The 18,456-nt window shown below is 35.2% G+C and carries 14 protein-coding genes and 3 tRNA genes; 7 read left to right on the top strand and 10 right to left on the bottom strand.

Going from position 1 to position 18,456, the window contains the following annotated elements; genetic code table 11:
• Positions 1-10 precede the first annotated feature (10 nt).
• From fusA to rpsL, 3 genes are read right to left on the bottom strand one after another with little or no spacing between them, the layout of a single operon-like run.
• On the bottom strand, positions 11-2,095 hold the full coding sequence (fusA, locus tag B11cv2_RS02090) for an elongation factor G (protein ID WP_100693107.1): 2,085 nt from the start codon (positions 2,093-2,095) through the stop codon (positions 11-13).
• A gap of 31 nt (positions 2,096-2,126) precedes the next feature.
• Positions 2,127-2,597 (bottom strand): 30S ribosomal protein S7, encoded by a 471-nt coding sequence (gene rpsG / locus B11cv2_RS02085; protein WP_100693106.1) that lies wholly within the window; start codon positions 2,595-2,597, stop codon positions 2,127-2,129.
• 21 nt (positions 2,598-2,618) lie between these two features.
• The gene (gene rpsL / locus B11cv2_RS02080) at positions 2,619-2,990 is read right to left on the bottom strand and encodes a 30S ribosomal protein S12 (RefSeq protein ID WP_035006089.1); all 372 of its coding nucleotides are present in this window, start codon (positions 2,988-2,990) and stop codon (positions 2,619-2,621) included.
• A 453-nt stretch (positions 2,991-3,443) separates the two neighbouring features.
• Here rpsL and xth point away from each other — a divergent pair, with 453 nt between their 5' ends.
• The 5 genes from xth (at position 3,444) to B11cv2_RS02055 (ending at position 7,622) form a co-directional block, all read left to right on the top strand.
• A complete protein-coding gene (gene xth / locus B11cv2_RS02075; protein WP_100693105.1) occupies positions 3,444-4,226 on the top strand; it encodes an exodeoxyribonuclease III in 783 nt (260 codons plus the stop codon).
• A gap of 126 nt (positions 4,227-4,352) precedes the next feature.
• Complete coding sequence (locus tag B11cv2_RS02070; RefSeq protein WP_100693104.1) at positions 4,353-5,258, top strand: transporter substrate-binding domain-containing protein; 906 nt, start codon at positions 4,353-4,355, stop codon at positions 5,256-5,258.
• A 140-nt stretch (positions 5,259-5,398) separates the two neighbouring features.
• On the top strand, positions 5,399-6,151 hold the full coding sequence (locus B11cv2_RS02065; RefSeq protein WP_100693103.1) for an amino acid ABC transporter permease: 753 nt from the start codon (positions 5,399-5,401) through the stop codon (positions 6,149-6,151).
• Positions 6,152-6,153: 2 nt separating this feature from the next.
• Positions 6,154-6,861, top strand: a complete 708-nt coding sequence (locus B11cv2_RS02060) for an amino acid ABC transporter permease (protein ID WP_100693102.1) — start codon at positions 6,154-6,156, stop codon at positions 6,859-6,861.
• A 14-nt stretch (positions 6,862-6,875) separates the two neighbouring features.
• A complete protein-coding gene (locus tag B11cv2_RS02055; RefSeq protein ID WP_035006097.1) occupies positions 6,876-7,622 on the top strand; it encodes an amino acid ABC transporter ATP-binding protein in 747 nt (248 codons plus the stop codon).
• A 475-nt stretch (positions 7,623-8,097) separates the two neighbouring features.
• On the opposite strand, the gene B11cv2_RS02050 is transcribed toward B11cv2_RS02055, so the two are convergent.
• The 5 genes from B11cv2_RS02050 to B11cv2_RS02030 form a co-directional block, all read right to left on the bottom strand.
• Entirely contained in the window at positions 8,098-10,821 is a 2,724-nt protein-coding gene (locus tag B11cv2_RS02050; RefSeq protein WP_100693101.1) for a valine--tRNA ligase, read from the bottom strand.
• 164 nt (positions 10,822-10,985) lie between these two features.
• Complete coding sequence (locus B11cv2_RS02045) at positions 10,986-11,540, bottom strand: DUF2497 domain-containing protein (protein WP_100693100.1); 555 nt, start codon at positions 11,538-11,540, stop codon at positions 10,986-10,988.
• Positions 11,541-11,783: 243 nt separating this feature from the next.
• A complete protein-coding gene (locus B11cv2_RS02040; protein ID WP_371410318.1) occupies positions 11,784-13,076 on the bottom strand; it encodes a TolC family outer membrane protein in 1,293 nt (430 codons plus the stop codon).
• Positions 13,077-13,135: 59 nt separating this feature from the next.
• Positions 13,136-13,810: a protein-L-isoaspartate O-methyltransferase gene (locus B11cv2_RS02035; RefSeq protein WP_100693098.1), complete on the bottom strand. Its 675-nt coding sequence runs from the start codon at positions 13,808-13,810 to the stop codon at positions 13,136-13,138.
• A gap of 193 nt (positions 13,811-14,003) precedes the next feature.
• Positions 14,004-14,077 (bottom strand) — tRNA-Cys (locus B11cv2_RS02030).
• 183 nt (positions 14,078-14,260) lie between these two features.
• Between B11cv2_RS02030 and B11cv2_RS02025 the strand changes: the two genes are divergently transcribed.
• Positions 14,261-14,335, top strand: a tRNA-Asn gene (locus B11cv2_RS02025).
• Between the two features lie 784 nt (positions 14,336-15,119).
• On the opposite strand, the gene B11cv2_RS02020 is transcribed toward B11cv2_RS02025, so the two are convergent.
• On the bottom strand, positions 15,120-16,367 hold the full coding sequence (locus B11cv2_RS02020) for a DEAD/DEAH box helicase (RefSeq protein ID WP_199570344.1): 1,248 nt from the start codon (positions 16,365-16,367) through the stop codon (positions 15,120-15,122).
• A gap of 260 nt (positions 16,368-16,627) precedes the next feature.
• The gene (locus B11cv2_RS02015) at positions 16,628-17,158 is read right to left on the bottom strand and encodes a hypothetical protein (protein ID WP_100693096.1); all 531 of its coding nucleotides are present in this window, start codon (positions 17,156-17,158) and stop codon (positions 16,628-16,630) included.
• 1,052 nt (positions 17,159-18,210) lie between these two features.
• On the opposite strand from B11cv2_RS02015, the gene B11cv2_RS02010 reads away from it, so the two are divergent.
• Positions 18,211-18,296, top strand: a tRNA-Leu gene (locus B11cv2_RS02010).
• Positions 18,297-18,456: the final 160 nt, after the last annotated feature.

Genomic DNA, 18,456 nt, shown 5'->3' with positions numbered 1-18,456 from the left:
CGTATATAGATTATGCATACTTTTTCTGAATCTCCTGCGCTACAGCTAAAGGAACAGGCTCATAATGATCAAATTGCATTGTATATTGAGCTCGCCCCTGACTCATTGACCGAAGTGTATTCACATATCCAAACATATTCGCCAAAGGAACCATTGCATTCACAACCGTCGCAATACCACGAGCTTCAGTACCTGAAATTTGACCTCGACGAGAATTTAAATCACCAATCACATCACCAACATAATCTTCTGGCGTCACAACCTCTACCTTCATAATTGGCTCAAGAAGCTGAGCACCGGCCTTTTGCGCCCCCTCCCGAAATGCTGCACGCGCAGCGATCTCAAAAGCTAAAACAGAAGAATCAACATCATGATAACCACCATCAATCAAAGTAGCTTTTACACCAAGCATAGGAAACCCTGCAAGAGGGCCTGATCCCATAACACTTTCAATGCCTTTTTGAACACCTGGAATATATTCTTTAGGAACGGCACCACCAACAATCTTTGACTCAAAAACGAAGTCATCACCATCATGAGGCTCAAAAACAATTTTCACACGAGCAAATTGCCCCGCACCACCAGACTGCTTCTTATGAGTATAATCAATTTCAGCAACTTTTGTTATTGATTCACGATAAGCTACTTGAGGCTGCCCGACATTAGCTTCAACCTTAAATTCACGCCGCATACGATCAACAATGATATCAAGATGAAGCTCACCCATTCCAGCAATAATTGTCTGACCAGATTCTTCATCCGATTTGACACGAAATGAAGGATCTTCTGCAGCTAAACGACTAAGAGCAAGACCCATTTTTTCTTGATCTGCCTTTGTTTTCGGTTCAATAGCAATCTCAATAACAGGTTCAGGAAATTCCATCCGCTCCAAAATAACAGGCTTCAAAGGATCACAAAGAGTATCACCTGTTGTTGTTTCCTTAAGACCAGCAAGAGCAACAATATCACCTGCAAAGGCTTCTTCAATATCCTCACGAGAATTAGAATGCATCTGAAGCATACGCCCTAAACGCTCTCTTTTTCCTTTCACAGTATTCTCAAGAGAAACACCTTTTTGAATTTTACCAGAATAAATACGACAAAAAGTCAAAGACCCAACAAATGGATCATTCATAATCTTGAAAGCAAGCATAGAAAGCGGAGCTTCATCTGAAGATTCACGCGTTGTTTCAGACTCAGTCTTAACATCAACACCACTAATAGCCGGAACATCAACAGGAGAAGGAAGATAAGAAACAACAGCATCTAAAAGCGGTTGAATACCTTTATTTTTAAAAGCTGTACCACAAAGAACCGGATGAAACTGAACCTCCACTGTTCCTTTACGAATAAGAGCCACAAGCTGTTCATTGGTTGGCATAACCCCCTCCAAATAAGCTTCTGTTGCAGCCTCATCAACTTCAACAGCCATCTCAACCAATTTTTCTCGGTATTCCTCTGCCTTCTCCTTTAACTCAGCAGGTATCTCACCTACTACGGCCGAAGCCCCAATAGAACCATCCCACGTCAATGCCTTCATCTCAACAAGATCAACAACACCTTCAAAATCATTTTCAGCACCAATCGGTAACTGCAAGACAAGAGCCTTAGCACCCAATCGAGAAGCAACCATTTCTACACTACGATAGAAATCAGCCCCAATCTTATCCATTTTATTAACAAATACCATACGGGGCACACGGTACTTCTCAGCCTGCCTCCAAACAGTCTCCGTCTGAGGCTCCACACCTGCATTCGCATCCAACAACGCTATCGCACCATCAAGAACACGCAAAGAACGCTCAACCTCAATTGTAAAATCAACGTGACCAGGCGTATCAATGATGTTAAAGCGTCGTTTCCGACCATCACAACCTTCCCAAAAAGTAGTCGTAGCAGCAGATGTAATTGTAATACCACGCTCTTGCTCTTGCTCCATCCAATCCATCGTAGAAGCACCATCATGCGTTTCACCAATCTTGTGATTCTTACCAGTATAGAATAAAATACGCTCAGTCATCGTGGTTTTACCGGCGTCAATATGCGCCATAATACCAAAATTACGATAATCCTCAATTTTATATTCGCGAGCCATTCTTTTTGCCTTAGATCTTTTCTAAATACACCTACCAGCGATAATGAGAAAATGCACGATTAGCTTCAGCCATACGATGAACATCTTCTCGCTTTTTTACCGCAGAACCACGATTATTAGCGGCATCAACCAACTCACCAGAAAGGCGACCAATCATTGTTGTTTCATTCCGCCCACGCGCCGCTGCAATTAACCAACGAATAGCTAAAGCCTGCCGACGATCAGGACGAACATCAATCGGAACCTGATAAGTTGCACCCCCAACACGACGCGAACGAACCTCAACATGTGGAGCTACATTTTCTAACGCCTGATGGAACAGAGCTACAGGATCTGTCTTAACCTTATTTTCAACTGTATCAAGAGCGCCATAAACAATACGCTCAGCCACTGATTTTTTACCATCAAACATAATGGCATTCATAAATTTTGTAATAACCAAATCACCAAATTTAGGATCTGGATTAATTTCACGTTTTTCTGCTCTATGACGACGGGACATTTGCTTTGTCTCTCAAAATATTTATTTCGGACGCTTTGCGCCATATTTAGAACGACGCTGTTTACGATTTTTAACACCCTGCGTATCAAGCAACCCACGAACAATATGATACCGGACTCCCGGCAAATCCTTGACACGACCACCACGAATCATCACAACAGAGTGTTCTTGAAGATTATGCCCCTCTCCAGGAATATAACCAATCACTTCAAATCCATTTGTCAAACGAACTTTAGCAACTTTACGAAGAGCAGAATTCGGCTTCTTCGGTGTAGTTGTATATACACGAGTACAAACACCACGCTTTTGCGGATTTGCCTGAAGGGCAGGAACCTTATTGCGTTTAACCGGCACTACACGTGGCTTTCTAATCAACTGATTTACGGTAGGCATGCAACCTTCCTTTTTAACAATCTGCGTTCGTCATTCCCACTTGGGTTTCTATTATCTATCCCGATAATATTCAGAATAAATATATGTTCATAATACAAAATCGGGCATGACTGCATAAACAGCTTACCCGACTACTAGCATAGGAGGCTACAACCTCTTGCATTAGCATTTGCTTTTAGATCTTACAAATTTCTCTTAAGATGAACTAAATCACCTTAACTCTCAATGCGCTTTCGTACTGAACATAATAGTTTTTAATAGCGAGAACATGTACATTCGTCAAGTACTAAACATCAGAAAAGTTTTTAAAAGTAAAAATTCAAAAAACAAAAAAAGCTAATACACAAAATAACAAACTCATAAAATAAAAATGGCCCAATATATTGGGGGTAATTACATAATATTTAACAGAATAACTTGCTAATTACAAATCTGATACTTAAAACTAATAGCATGAAAATAGCAACGTGGAATATAGCCGGCATAAAAGCGAGACATGAAACATTATGTAAATGGCTAGAACAGAATCAACCTGATATAGCTTGCTTACAAGAAATTAAAAGTGTTGATGAAAATTTCCCGCGTGATACAATTGAAAATTTAGGGTATCACATAGAAACGCATGGACAAAAAAGCTTCAATGGCGTTGCAATTCTTTCTAAAAAAGTACCTGATGAAGTTATTCTTCGATTACCAGGTGATAATAATGATAAGCAAGCGCGTTATATTGAAACTGTTTATTCAACAAATATAGGAAGCATTCGTGTTGCTTCTCTCTATCTTCCAAATGGCAATCCTATCAATAGTGAAAAATACTTGTATAAAATAGAATGGATGAAAAGATTGTATACACATGCAAAATCATTACTTGCATATGAAGAACCTCTAATCCTTGCCGGTGATTATAATGTTATTCCAACCCCATTAGATGCAAAAAATCCCCAAGAATGGAGTAACGATGCTTTATTCCTTCCACAAATAAGACAAATATTTCAATGTATTACTCATTTGGGTTTTTATGACGCTATCCGAAATGTAACAGATGCTCCATCATTCAGTTTTTGGGATTTTCAAGCTAACGCATGGAAAAAAAATAATGGCATACGCATTGATCATTTATTATTATCACCAGAAGCTGCGGATCAGTTGATTTGTGCCTATAGCCAAACAGAGGTAAGGGGATATCAAAAACCATCAGATCACGTTCCCATTTGGATCGAGCTCAACTGCAATTAATTAAGATATGATAAGATATATAAAAAAAATCCCACCTAAAACAATAAATATGCTACATCATACATTGAAATATATCCTGAATACAGCAAACAATAATAAAAAAATTATATAAAAATGGAGGAAATAATGAGAAAATCATTTTTAATATTTATTGCAGCAATTTTTATGGGGTCAACAAACATTGCTCACGCTACAAATGATACACTTGAGAAGATTAAAAGAACGGGAGAAATTACTTTAGGTGTTCGCGAATCATCAGGTTTGGCCTACGCGCTTGGTAACGGTAAGTATACAGGATTCCATACTGAAATGGCAGAACGTATTATTAATGATATCTCAAAAAAAATTGGTCAACCAATCAAAGTTCATTATCAGCCCATTACATCACAAAACCGAATCCCCCTACTGAAAAACGGTACTTATGATTTTGAATGTGGATCAACAACAAATGATTCTGCTCGCAGTAAAGAAGCTGCTTTTGCATACACAACCTATGTTGAATCAGTTAAAATCGTTGTAAAGAAAAATTCTGGCATTCAATCTATTGACGATTTAAATGGTAAAAAAGTCGCAACAACCACTGGTACAACGGCTGTGCAGCTTATCCGTAAAAATAAACGTCAAAAAAATATTCATTTTGAAGTTGTGAACGGTAAAGATCACGGAGATAGCTTCTTATCACTAGAATCTGGTCGAGCTGACGCATTTGTTATGGATACATCAATTCTCTCTGCGCATATTGCTAAATCAAGAAATCCATCCGATTATATAATTCTTGACACTACACTTTCCGTTGAACCTATCGCTTGTATGCTCCGACTAAACGACAAAAACTTTGAACAAACCATTAACGATAGTATCGTACGCCAAATCAATGATGGATCACTCGAAAAACTCTATAATAAATGGTTCATGGAACCAATCCCTCCTACAAATACTATCATCAATCTTCCTCTCTCTAAAGAAACCCAATATGCTTGGGAGCACCCAAATAATAAGCCACGAGAAGCTTATATAGAAAATAATCTATAAAATCATTGTAAGAGAATGACTATACTCTTTATAAATTAGGTGTAGTCATATTCTAAATTTTTCAATACACTTAGCCTGTATCAATATAGCTGATCTATTTTCTCTACTTAGCAGCTGATTAACTTGAGGAAAATCAATTAATGGACTTTTCGTTCCTTTGCACAGATGATCTTAATCATACACTGGTAGCCGGATGTCTCGGAACTCCTGGCATAAGTCATACCTATTTGGATACACTCCTCGATGGTTTTAAAAATACAGCCATATTATCTATCTATTCATTGGTACTAGCTGTATTTATGGGTGTTATTATAGGAATGATACGTACTCTGCCTAAAACTTCCATCATTAATAATTTTTTACGTGCTGTTGGTACTTTTTGGGTAGAAATTATGCGTAATATTCCTTTACTTGTTCAAGTATTTTTATGGTATTTTGTCGTACCTAAAATTTATCCACCTGCAATGAATTTTCCACCCATTTTATTAATAATCTGCGCTTTAGGTTTTTTTACATCCGCGCGTATCGCAGAGCAAGTTCGCTCTGGTATTGAATCTATTCCTTCTGGACAACGTTATGCTGCAATGGCAATGGGATTTAATACTTACCAGAGCTATCGTTACATCATATTACCACGTGCTATTCGCACAATTATGCCCCCACTCACTTCAGAAGCAATGGGTATTGTAAAAAATTCATCTATAGCATTCGCTGTTTCTATTAATGAACTAATGCAATTCCAGTATCAAACAATTGAAGAAGTAAGTCATGTTTATGAAAACTATCTACTTGTTACACTCCTTTATATTGTCATATCTCTATTCATATTCGTCCTTATGACCATAATTGAGAAAGCAATTAGAATTCCTTGTTTTCAAACAGAGGGGCGTTAAATATGATAATGGAATTTATAAATACCTATTCTCCGTTTAATTTTTCAGAATTTGATTTTTCATTTTTTACTTTTGATATATTCTGTTCTTATATTTTATCAGGTTTGCTTTTTAGCATTTTTCTAACGATTGTTACGACGGTATTTGGTCTTATCTTTGGCGTATTATTAGCAATGATGCGTCTTTCTTCTATTAAACTGCTTTCCACACTTGCTATAATTTACATTACTGCCATGCGATCAATACCGCTTGTAATGGTTATTTTATGGTTTTTTGTGCTCCTGCCTTTGATAACAGGTACATCAATCGGTGCTAATAAATCAGCACTAATTACTTTTACTGCATTTGAAGCCGCTTATTTTGCTGAAATTATGCGCGCTGGCATACTTTCAATTTCGCAAGGACAAAAACATGCAGGCCAAGCTCTCGGAATGACGTACTGGCAAAATATGCGTATTGTGATTCTTCCCCAAGCATTCAGAAATATGCTACCAGTCTTTCTAACACAAATTATTATCCTGTTTCAGGACACAACACTTGTCTATGCAATCAGTGGCAATAGCCTTTTGAATGGATTTGATATTGTCTCTAACAATTTCGGTGTAAAACAGGAAGCTTATATTTTAGCAGCAATTTTCTATTTCGTGATCTGCTTTACATTATCGCAAATAGTTTTACTCTTGCAGAAAAAAATATCCATTATTCGCTAACAGGGGAGAAAATAATGTCTACTCATATGATCGAAATGAAAAATGTTTCTAACTGGTATGGCGAAGTTAACATTCTTAAAAACTGTACAACCAATATCAATAAAGGAGAAGTGGTTGTAGTTTGTGGACCGTCAGGATCTGGTAAATCAACCCTCATAAAAACTATTAACGCCTTAGTGCCTTTTCAAAAAGGGGAAATTTGGATTGATGGCATACCAGTTCATTCAAAAAAAACTAATTTATCCAAATTGCGTAGCCATGTAGGAATGGTGTTTCAACACTTTGAGCTTTTTCCACATTTATCCGTCATGGAAAATTTAACTATTGCACAAATTAAAGTTTTAAAACGCAGTAAAAAAGAAGCGCTTGAGCGTGGCTTATTATATCTTGAACGTGTTGGACTCATTGAACATAAAGATAAATATCCTGGTCAGCTTTCTGGAGGACAACAGCAACGTGTTGCTATTGCACGCTCTTTAACTATGGACCCATTTGTTATGCTCTTTGATGAACCAACTTCTGCTTTAGATCCAGAAATGGTAGGTGAAGTGTTAGACGTCATGATAGGCCTAGCAGAAGAAGGTATGACAATGATTTGTGTTACACACGAAATGAGCTTCGCACAAAAAGTATCAAAACGTATAATTTTTATGGATCAAGGAATGATCCTCGAAGATTGTTCATCTGAAGATTTTTTCTCCAACCCACAAGCTAGAACACCAAGGGCTCAAGAGTTTTTATCAAAAATCCTTAATTATTAATCATTACAGTGTAATTCAGATTATACATAACCTAAATTTTTAATTATGTGCTTTTATGAATTGTTAATTTTATTCAAAATTAACAATTCATAATGCTATTGTGTATTATATTTAAATTTTCTCTAAAAATAAAAAAGTAAGTTCTTAAATGGATAACCCAACATCGACCTTATACATTAATTGTTTAATAAATCTCAATTAATATTGTTCTACACAGATTGTTTCCTCAAAAAGAGTATATCTCCAAAAATAATGTGATAAACAAACCGCTTCTTTCAATTACAAACCAAAATTATCATACTTCTGTATAAGATTTTCTTATCCTATTAATTTTTGCCTAACTAGTATCTAGAATATTTACTAATTTATAAAACTCCACTTAATCATAAATTGAGTGACCAATGTATATGCATAAGTCACCCACAATGCTATTTCAAATCTTTTTTTAACTTTCAAAAAATAGGAAAAACCTGAATTAAGCTAGCCGTTCCAAAGCAATAGATACTTTCTTTTTTTCTTCATACAGCTCTGTAATTCTTTTACGTTCAAGCTCAATAATTTCCTGCCTTGCATTTGCTATGAATTTTGGATTATCTAATTTAATTGATATTTTCTCAATATCTTGTTCAATTTTATCCATATCCCTTTTCAAACGAGCACGTTCAGCATCTAAATCAATCAACTGCCCCAATGGTAAACAAAAAGTTGCCTCTCCCAAAATTATTTGAGCTGATATAGCAGGAACCTGATCAGAAAAATGAATCTCTCCGATACGCGCTAATCTTTTAAGAATAGCCTCATAACGATGTACACGTTCTTGTATTACTTGCCCTCCTTCTAAAATTACGAGAGGTGCCAGTGCACTTACTGGAACATTCATTTCAGCACGCACAGAACGAATACCACTAACTACATCAATAATCCAACTAATGTCATTTGCAGCTTCTTCATCTTTAAACGTCATTTGTGGCCATTGCATTAATGCTAACATATTCTCACGCTTCATGTCTTGCATTGCAGTAAGAGACCACAACTCCTCTGTTACATGAGGCATAAAAGGATGGAGAAGTTTATAAACTTCATCAAGAACCCAAGCTGTACACGCTTGTGCTTCCTTTTTAGAATCTTCATTTGAACCTTGAAACACAGGTTTAAGAAGTTCAAGATACCAATCGCACAATGCATTCCAAACAAACCGATACAGTGCGTGAGCAGCATCATTAAATTTATAGTTTTCAATGCCCTTAGTAACTGCCAAAACAGTTTTGGATAATTCTGTTAAAATCCAACGGTTAATTGCAAGTTTCGTTTTTTCTGGTTTGAAAGCCACATCACGCCGAACACCATTCATTTTAGCAAATCGAGTGGCATTCCACAATTTCGTAACAAAATTACGATAGCCTTCAACACGTGAAGGATCAAGTTTTACATCACGACCTTGCGCGGCCATAATAGCTAAAGTAAAGCGTAGCGCATCTGCACCGTATTGATCAATGAGTTCCAATGGATCAACAATATTTCCTTTCGATTTTGACATCTTTGCACCGTACTGATCCCGTACTAGAGCATGTACATAAACAGTTGGGAAAGGCACTTCTCCCATAAAGTGCATACCCATCATCATCATACGAGCAACCCAGAAAAAGATAATATCAAATCCAGTAACCGATAAAGATGTTGGATAAAAAGTTGTCAGCTCAATTGTTTTATCAGGCCACCCTAGCGTCGAAAAAGGCCAAAGAGCAGATGAAAACCAAGTATCTAAAACATCCTGATCACGTGTTAATTGAACTATTTTACCATAATGAGATAAAGCCGAATCTAAAGCCTCTTTTTCACTTTTTTCAACAAAAATCATACCATCAGGACCATACCAAGCAGGTATCTGATGTCCCCACCATAATTGGCGAGAAATACACCAAGGCTGAATATTTTGCATCCAATTGAAATAAGTTTTTTCCCAACTAGCCGGAATAAACTTCGTTTTCCCTTGGCGAACAGCTTCTATCGCTGGCTTTGCTAATTCAGCAGCATCAACATACCACTGATCTGTTAAAAGCGGCTCAATGGGTACTCCACTTCGATCACCATGAGGAACGACATGAGGATGCTCATTAACAGTTACACAATAACCTCTTTCTTGCATCCAAGAAACGATACGATTTCGTGCAACAAAACGATCAACTTTATCTAAATATTCCACCAACGCATTCAATTCGTCAGACAAGACTAAGCCATCAAAAAACGCCTCATTATCACGCAAAAAAATCTCAGCCTTTTGCGTCAAAATATTAATTAAACCTAAATTGTGCCGCTTTCCTACTTCAAAATCATTAAAATCATGTGCTGGTGTGATTTTCACAGCTCCACTCCCCTCATCAGGATTAGCATAAGAATCACCAACAATTAACAACTTGCGACCAACTAGGGGCAGAATAACATTTTGTCCTATAAGATCTTTATAACGATCATCTTCAGGATTAACCGCAACACCCGTATCCCCCAACATTGTTTCAGGACGTGTTGTTGCAACTGTTATAAAAGTTGTAGAATCATTTGGATCAAAAACTTTTCCTTCAAGCGGATACCTAAAATGCCATAAATAACCTTTGACCTCTTTCGGTTCAACTTCAAGATCCGAAATAGCCGTCAACAACTTTGGATCCCAATTGACTAAACGCTTGTCCTTATATATTAACCCTTGCTTGTAAAGCTTAACAAAAACTTCACGGACAGCCTGAGATAAGCCCTCATCCATTGTGAACCGCTCGCGTGACCAATCACACGAAACGCCAAGGCGTTTGAGTTGATTAGTAATCATCCCTCCGGCTTCATGACGCCACTTCCAAACGCGTTCAATAAACTTTTCTCTTCCCATTTCTTGACGTGTTGGCTCTTGACGTTCTGCAAGTTGGCGCTCAACAACCATTTGCGTTGCAATCCCTGCATGATCCATACCCGGCTGCCACAGCACATTTTTGCCTTGCATCCTTTGAAAACGCACCATAATATCCTGAATTGTCGTATTTAATGCATGCCCCATATGAAGTGAGCCTGTGACATTCGGCGGCGGCAGCATAACGCAAAAAGACTCTGCATCAAGCTCTAAATCTATCTTTGTTTTAAAAGCCCCACACTTTTCCCATTCTTTTGCAATTCGCGGCTCTACAGAGGTAGCATCGTAGTTTTTTTCTAGCATCTTATCCACTTAATTTCACAATACCACTGAAAAAACAATTCATGGTCAAAAACTAGCTACATCACATGCAAAATACTATTTACCTAAATAGCTTTATAAAACCACATCAGAACTCTGATAACCAAGTTAATAAATAGCAGATTATACAACGAGTTTAAAAGCTCTTAAGATAAATTCTTAACGGTTTTGACAATTTCTTCACGTAGGATTTTTTCAAGTAAAATAGGCAATTGACATTGTAACCATTCCGCTATAGCAGGACGCAATACATCTCTTGCAACCTTTTCAGCAGATGAAACAACATACGCAGATAACTCTACACAATCAGAAGATGAATTTCTTTTCTGTGATACAAATGCCTCATCATATTGTTTTACTTTATGAGCAGAATTTTGCTCTTCAGAGGAAATATTCATCCCTTGCATATCCATCTTATCTTCCAATCTTGTACCATCTTTAAAAGGAGAAATCCCATCTTCGGCAGCAAAACCAATACGATCAGCTAAAGCTCTCATCGCATCATCGACGGATAAAGTCGCATCATAAATACCTTCCGATGACTTTACTGAACTCTTTGCAGAAGCATTTGCTGCAATAGAATCACTAGATTCACCTGAGAAATTATTGGACTGAACTGTATTTTCTTCAATTATTTCACGGATAGATGTTAAAATCTCATCCATACTTGGCTCATGTAACGCATTTGAACTCTGTACCATACTTTAAACCTCTCGAAACGCAAAAACAAATGAAACTACCATTTTACTGTAGTAAAAGAGCGACAAAGTCAACACATCTCTTTGTCTTAAATATGATACTACACACAACTTTTTTCTAACGTCATACAAAATGTTATTTAGGAAATAACATATTTTCAATATTAACAATTAATTTATGATCTACCCTTTATGCAAATTAAAATTATTTTAATATGTGAAAACTACTAATTATATCCTCGATTCTCAGCGAATATATTTAACCGTTTTCAAACCCAAATAATTTGCAGTCAATTTACCAACAGAATATTGAACACTATAACTTGCAACAATAACATTACATTCTGCTGTTATTAGCGCAATTTGAGCATTAATTAACTGCATCTGAGAGTTTAAAACATCTAATGTAGTTGCCTGTCCTACACGATTTTCTTGAATACGACCTTTAAAAGCAATATCAGCAGCACGAACACTCTCACGATAAGCTGCGACAGATGCACGTGCTCCTTCTAACTGAAACCAAGCCGAGGTAAGCGCTTGCTTTACTTCATTTTGAGCCAAATCAAGCTGAAAATGGGCTTGTCTAAATTGTTCTTTGGCCTGACGAATCTGTGCAGATGTACGTCCCCCTTCAAAAATTGGAAAACTAAGTGAAAGGCCTATGGATTGAGAAACTCCATCCTCTCCAGGCCCTCTATAAATCCGATTATAAGATGTTGTCGCAGACAAATCAATTTTAGGAAGCAATGCTCCTTCTTTCGCTTTAACATTGTAAGAACTGGAATCAATTAAATATCTTGCATAAAGAATCGCTGGATGCGTAGCGATACTAATTTCATAACCGGAATCAAGATTCACTGGTAACTCTTTTGCCATCGGTGGGTGTTCTAATTTTTCAGGATCAGCACCAATTACTTGCCGATAAATTGCTTCTGCTGATTTTACATTAGCATGAGCAATACTGAGCTCAGAAACAGCAACAGAACGAGCTGCTTGTGCTTGAGCAAAATCAATACGCCCTCCTTCCCCTACCTCAAGTTTTGCTTTATCTGAACGAACTTGCTCTTCAAGGGCAATCAAATTTTTTCGACGCAGTTCAGCAATACGACGTGCTTTGTAGACATTAGTGTATGCTGTCACAACTTCAAGAAACATATTCTGCTCAGCATTACGAAAATATTCATGCTGTGCTTGCATTTTTAATTTAGCTGAAAAAAATGTATTTTGCGTAATAAAACCATCAAATAATCTTTGATTTAATCTTATTCCTATAAATCCAGAAGTACTATAAGGAGCTATAACAGCTTTATTTCGACCATAGCTCCCAATTCCTTCAATTTGTGGAAAAAAGCCTGAGCCTGCAATAACTACATCATCATTTGATATGCGCACAGCCGAACGCTCACTATTCAATTTAGCATTATGCAGATAAGCTTTAGCAAAGGCATCCATTAATGTATCAGCACAAGCTAATTCAGAGACAAAAATGTAAAAAATCAGAAATAAACATACTTGAAGTTTCTTGTTTATTTTTAACACAATATAAATCCTAAATTAATTATACTATTCTTTATCTATTCATTCATAAAAAATCAGCATTAAAATACAAAATCAGGCAATTTTAAAAATTCAGGTAAGGGTTTTACAGAAAGATTAAAACTACGACAGACCGAAATAGTACTCTCTTTTTTTACATAGATTCGTGCAATACCAGCATTTCCACGTCCTTCAACCACAACAAGACGCCCACCTTCTCTCATTTGAGAGAAAATACCATCAGGAATGAAATCAACAGCACCTTCAACAAAAATTACATCATAAGGACCTTTAATAGGATATCCCTTCTCTAAGACTCCATGAACAACCATGACATTATTACACTTATTACGCTCTAAAATCTTGGCAGCCTGTTCTGCAAGGATCTTATTGCTTTCTAAGGCAATAACGGATTTCGCAAGTTTTGAAAGCAATGCAGAACAATAACCACTATTTGCACCAATATCCAAAACAACATCTGATGATTTTATAGCTGCCAATTGTAATAATTTCGCTAAAGATGCAGGTCTCATTAAATGACGTACAGATAAATTACTCTGCGCTGGAAATACAACAATATCAGCATCACAATAACTTAAATTTCTAATATTTTCTGGAACGAAATCTTCACGTGGCACTGTTAAAAATGCTTTGAGAACTAACAAATCTGTTACATCTACTGTACGAATTTGATTATCAACCATTTTATGGCGAAGTTCTACAAAATCTATAATCATCACTAATCTTCTCTCCCATACGCAATAAAAGCTCTAACAAAGCGGAAACAGTTTAAGATGTGAACATCTTCTACTACTTACTGGTGCGACAAAAAAGTAAGATCCTAAATTGCGCCAATTTAATGTACACGGTATTCTACTAAATACGCAAGCAACTCATTTAAGATTTTGAGAATTATCAAATCAAATTAACTGGAGGCCTCGCCCGGAATCGAACCGGGATACAAGGATTTGCAGTCCTCTGCGTAACCATTCCGCCACGAAGCCCCATTAAAATGTAAAGACCGTCAATAAGGGAAGGCAAAGCATCCGTCAAGGCAAAGAAACTTTTTCTAACCTATTTATTTATTACATTATAATTCGAATATTTAAAAAATTAAAATAATTTTTCTCTTTGCAAATCAATATTGCTTTGCTATAGGCTTTGTAAATTAGATGGTTATATACTGTTCCTCGGTAGCTCAGTGGTAGAGCAACCGGCTGTTAACCGGTTGGTCGCTGGTTCGAATCCGGCCCGGGGAGCCATTTTATTTTATACTTCATATAACTTATTGTTTTTACATATCTTTTTTTAAGATGAAGAATATCAAAATAAGTATGAGGGTAGGATTTTAGATTTTTCTCTAAAATTCATTGCGAATCAGTACTTCTTTCTGAATTGTTTTATAGCTTCTATAATCTGCGTAATTTAGCCCTTCATATATATATTGCCAACTGCACCGACTATTCTGTTTGTTATACTTGAAGATTTATTTTGCTAAATTTGAGCTGATGATAACAATGTTTTTTCGCTCTAGGTAAATGAAAAACTATCTTATGCAAAAATCATATTCACGATATCCTACAACCATTAAACAAAATCAATATACGCATAGAAATCATTTTTCTTGTTAATTTTATTTTTTATTTTCAATCGTTTTACGACTCTTTTTAATAGATTTCTTTATTTAATTTTATTTTTCTGTTTAACTGTTTTCTTAAAGATAAAAAGCTCTTACTAAAATCATAAAAAAGTAACGAAAGAGCTGTCATCGTTAACAATGAGCACAAGTAAAGCTTAAATATCCTGACAACATTATAAAATAAGCTGATTTCACATTAATATATCTATAGTAACATATTAATCTTGCTTACTATAGCTAAATAATAATAGTTTTATATCCAACAATGCATAAAAGTAAATTTTAATAATTCTTTGTAAAGTCATACTATTTATCTAACTTTGAAAACGCAATAACTTCATATATTTTTTGTTTTTTATTTTAATCAGATTTTTTACTTTTTGATTGTGCAATTCTATCGATTCCATTCAAGATCTTTTTCGACCTTTAAATCCTTTTAAGTGGTGTTTTTTACTACCTTCTCGCTTGTAAATTGTCGGTTCAGATAGTTTTTCAGGCAATGGCGCGAACTGCAGAGGAATCTCTTTTCGTTTTAATTTCATACGAATCAGACGCTCTATAGCACACAAACGTACCTGTTCTATTTTCTCATCAAAAAACGTAATAGCATCACCAGATGCACCATTACGTCCCGTACGACCAATGCGATGCACATAGCTTTCAGCGTTATCTGGCAAATCATAATTAATAACATGGCTGATTCCAGGTATATCAATACCACGTGCAGCAATATCAGTCGCAACCAGAACTCTTACCAGTCCTTCACGAAAATTTTTTAACGCACACTGCCGAGCGTTTTGTGATTTATTTCCATGAATTGTAGCAACAGAATATCCTGCTTTTGTCAAACTACGCGCAACAGAATCAGCTCCATGCTTAGTACGTATAAATACAATAACTGAAGTCAAAGCAGGATTTGTTAAAAGTTTACTCAAAATACTCTTTTTTTCACTTGTAGAAACACAATACAGTACTTGAGTAATTTCCGCAGCAGTGGTTCCTTGAGAAACAACTTCTATTTTTACTGGTTTCCTAAGTAAATTATCTGCAAGCACATTAACTTCTTTTGACATTGTCGCAGAAAAAAGTGCCGTTTGACATTTCTCATTCAAAAATCTTGCAATTTGTCGCACATCATTAATGAACCCCATATCTAACATACGATCGGCCTCATCTAGAATAAAAAAACGAGACTGAGAAAGATCAACATATTTACTACGGATAAGATCCATTAAACGTCCAGTTGTTGCGATCAAAATATCAACACCCTTTGCCATCCGTCTAATTTGTGTCAAGCGTGACATTCCCCCTACAATCAAACACGTTGAAAGATGAGTTCCTTTTGCAATAGCACTAATTGCTTCCTCAATCTGAATAGCAAGCTCACGCGTAGGAACCAAAATTAAGGCTCGCGCAGTTTTAGGATAACGCTTATCACCTAAAGTTAAAATCCGGTTCAAAATAGGTAAACTGAATGCCAATGTTTTTCCAGAACCAGTTTGTGCAATCCCTAAAATATCATGCCCTTTTAACATTACTGGGATAGCTTTCTCTTGAATAAACTTAGGTTTATTCATACCAGCACTAAATAGGTTTTTAACTAAAATAGAGGACAAACCTAGTTCTGTAAAAACATTTTCTTCACTTACACTCAAAATAAAATTTTCCCTAACTCTATAATTATCAATAAATTACAAGCTAAATTGTAGTATTTTTGAAACCATACAATAGAGTCATAACTTTAATTTTATGAACTAATGCTTTTGAAATAAGCTATCAAACACCCATATGGGCATATTAACCCAAAATAAGATGTATAAAACCTTTTTGTGTAAAAACCTAATTCACTAGTATAAACACCTTAATAGGCAATATTACTAGATTAACATAAAAAGCAATTACCTTGCAAAATTATTTATTTTTCTATTACTGTTTCCTTCGGCATATTTATTCCCTTAAAATCAGGATAAATCTCCAAAAAAACTGTATTTTGTATAGTCTTTTGCCCCCCATAAACTAAAAACCATTTACCATTATCAAAAATCGCTAAGGTTTTATATTTTATGATACGATCCTTTGTCTCAATAACAGTTGGAATCAAAGCATAAAAAATATCATTATTAATTCGCTTATAGTCTATTTCTTTTTCATCTAAATGATAAGCGTCAGTGGACAAATTTGCAAACTGCATATGAAGTTTCTCAAGAAAATTATTACGTAAACTATCCTCTGTTGTATTTAACCGACGTGCTATTTCTCTATAAAGCCTATCAGGCATATGAGCAGAAACAATAGAAAAATTTTTATTTTTCATGGCTTTATTAATATCAACAACTAAATTTGAAAGCGTATTTTTTTGCACTATTGTTAGCTCAGCTACTACATTATATGTCCCAATACCTAATAATAAAGATACACTCAGAATAAAACAAAAAATGGATTTCACTTTCTATATTCCTTCGTTCAAAAAAATTTCAAATTATAAAACCAAGTAACTCTATAACCGTCTGCAATATCGCAACATTTCTAATAAAATTCTTTAATTTATCTTTATAAGATACTGAAAATATTATCTTTTAAAATAACAATTCGAGCCTAAAACTACGTCCTTTATAAAATATCACCAAAAACTAAAATAAAATATTGCTCTACCCCTGAAAATGTGAAATCGTTCTCTAATACCTAGAAAATATTTAAAATCATTACCACTAGAAACAATTAAAAGAATTTTTTCTCTTTATAAAAAAGACCTTTGAGAACATCAATCAACAACAACTATTTCAAATAACAATACCTTCAAAATTCAACATTTCAATCATCGTCAAAAAAATTTTTAGGAACTATAACAACAAAATACGTAAAAACCGTTCTAATATCCCACAATCTAATTATGCTCGTTTCAGCTACAATAGTCTCATCTACAAATATATTATATTTTCTAATTTTATATGCTTTTCACCATTTAAATAAAGAAATCAACTTCCATAACCGAATAAAAAGAAACTCTGCTTACCAATCATATTAATAAAATAAATTACTTACATCATTAATTAGACAACTTTTTCATACAGATACAATCATAAAATCTAGTTTGTTCTTCTCATTAGAGTTTTATTACAAACCAGCTTAGCATCAAACTATCGTTTGCGATCTATCAAGAATTATCAAAATCAAAAAGTACTACAAATTTTATATGACCGTAGTTAATTATTAAATCTTTATATTTTAAATAAACATCTGCATCATATTCTTAAATAAAAAAATCATTTCACTGAAATAATATTTTCAAAAAATTATGTAAAAATATCATAGCTTTAGTTATATTATAAACAAATTCACTCATAGCACAAATTGTTATCTTTTATCATGGACATCCTAGAGATTTTTAGCCATAAAAGTTATAAATTTTCTGTCAAGAATTCTATTAAAAGTTGAATATCTTACCTTTTATTATTAATCCTTGATTCAATAGAAGATATAGCTTATGAGAAATTATCCGCGGATGTGATGAAATCGGTAAACATAGCAGACTTAAAATCTGCCGGCCTAAGGCCTTGCGGGTTCAAGTCCCGCCGTCCGCACCACGATATGTGAATTTCTTCTTATTTTTCAGTAGTTTATTAGAAATCAGAAAAAATTAAACCACCTTTTAAACCACCTTTTAAAACCCTATCATAACGCTATCAGATGGTACTGAGATAATACTAAAATACGAATCATTGCTGCTTTTTTGAGGCATATTTT

Source organism: Bartonella sp. 1-1C (genome assembly GCF_002810325.1).
Classification (GTDB): domain Bacteria; phylum Pseudomonadota; class Alphaproteobacteria; order Rhizobiales; family Rhizobiaceae; genus Bartonella; species Bartonella rochalimae.
This window is presented reverse-complemented; position numbering and strand designations above follow the sequence as displayed.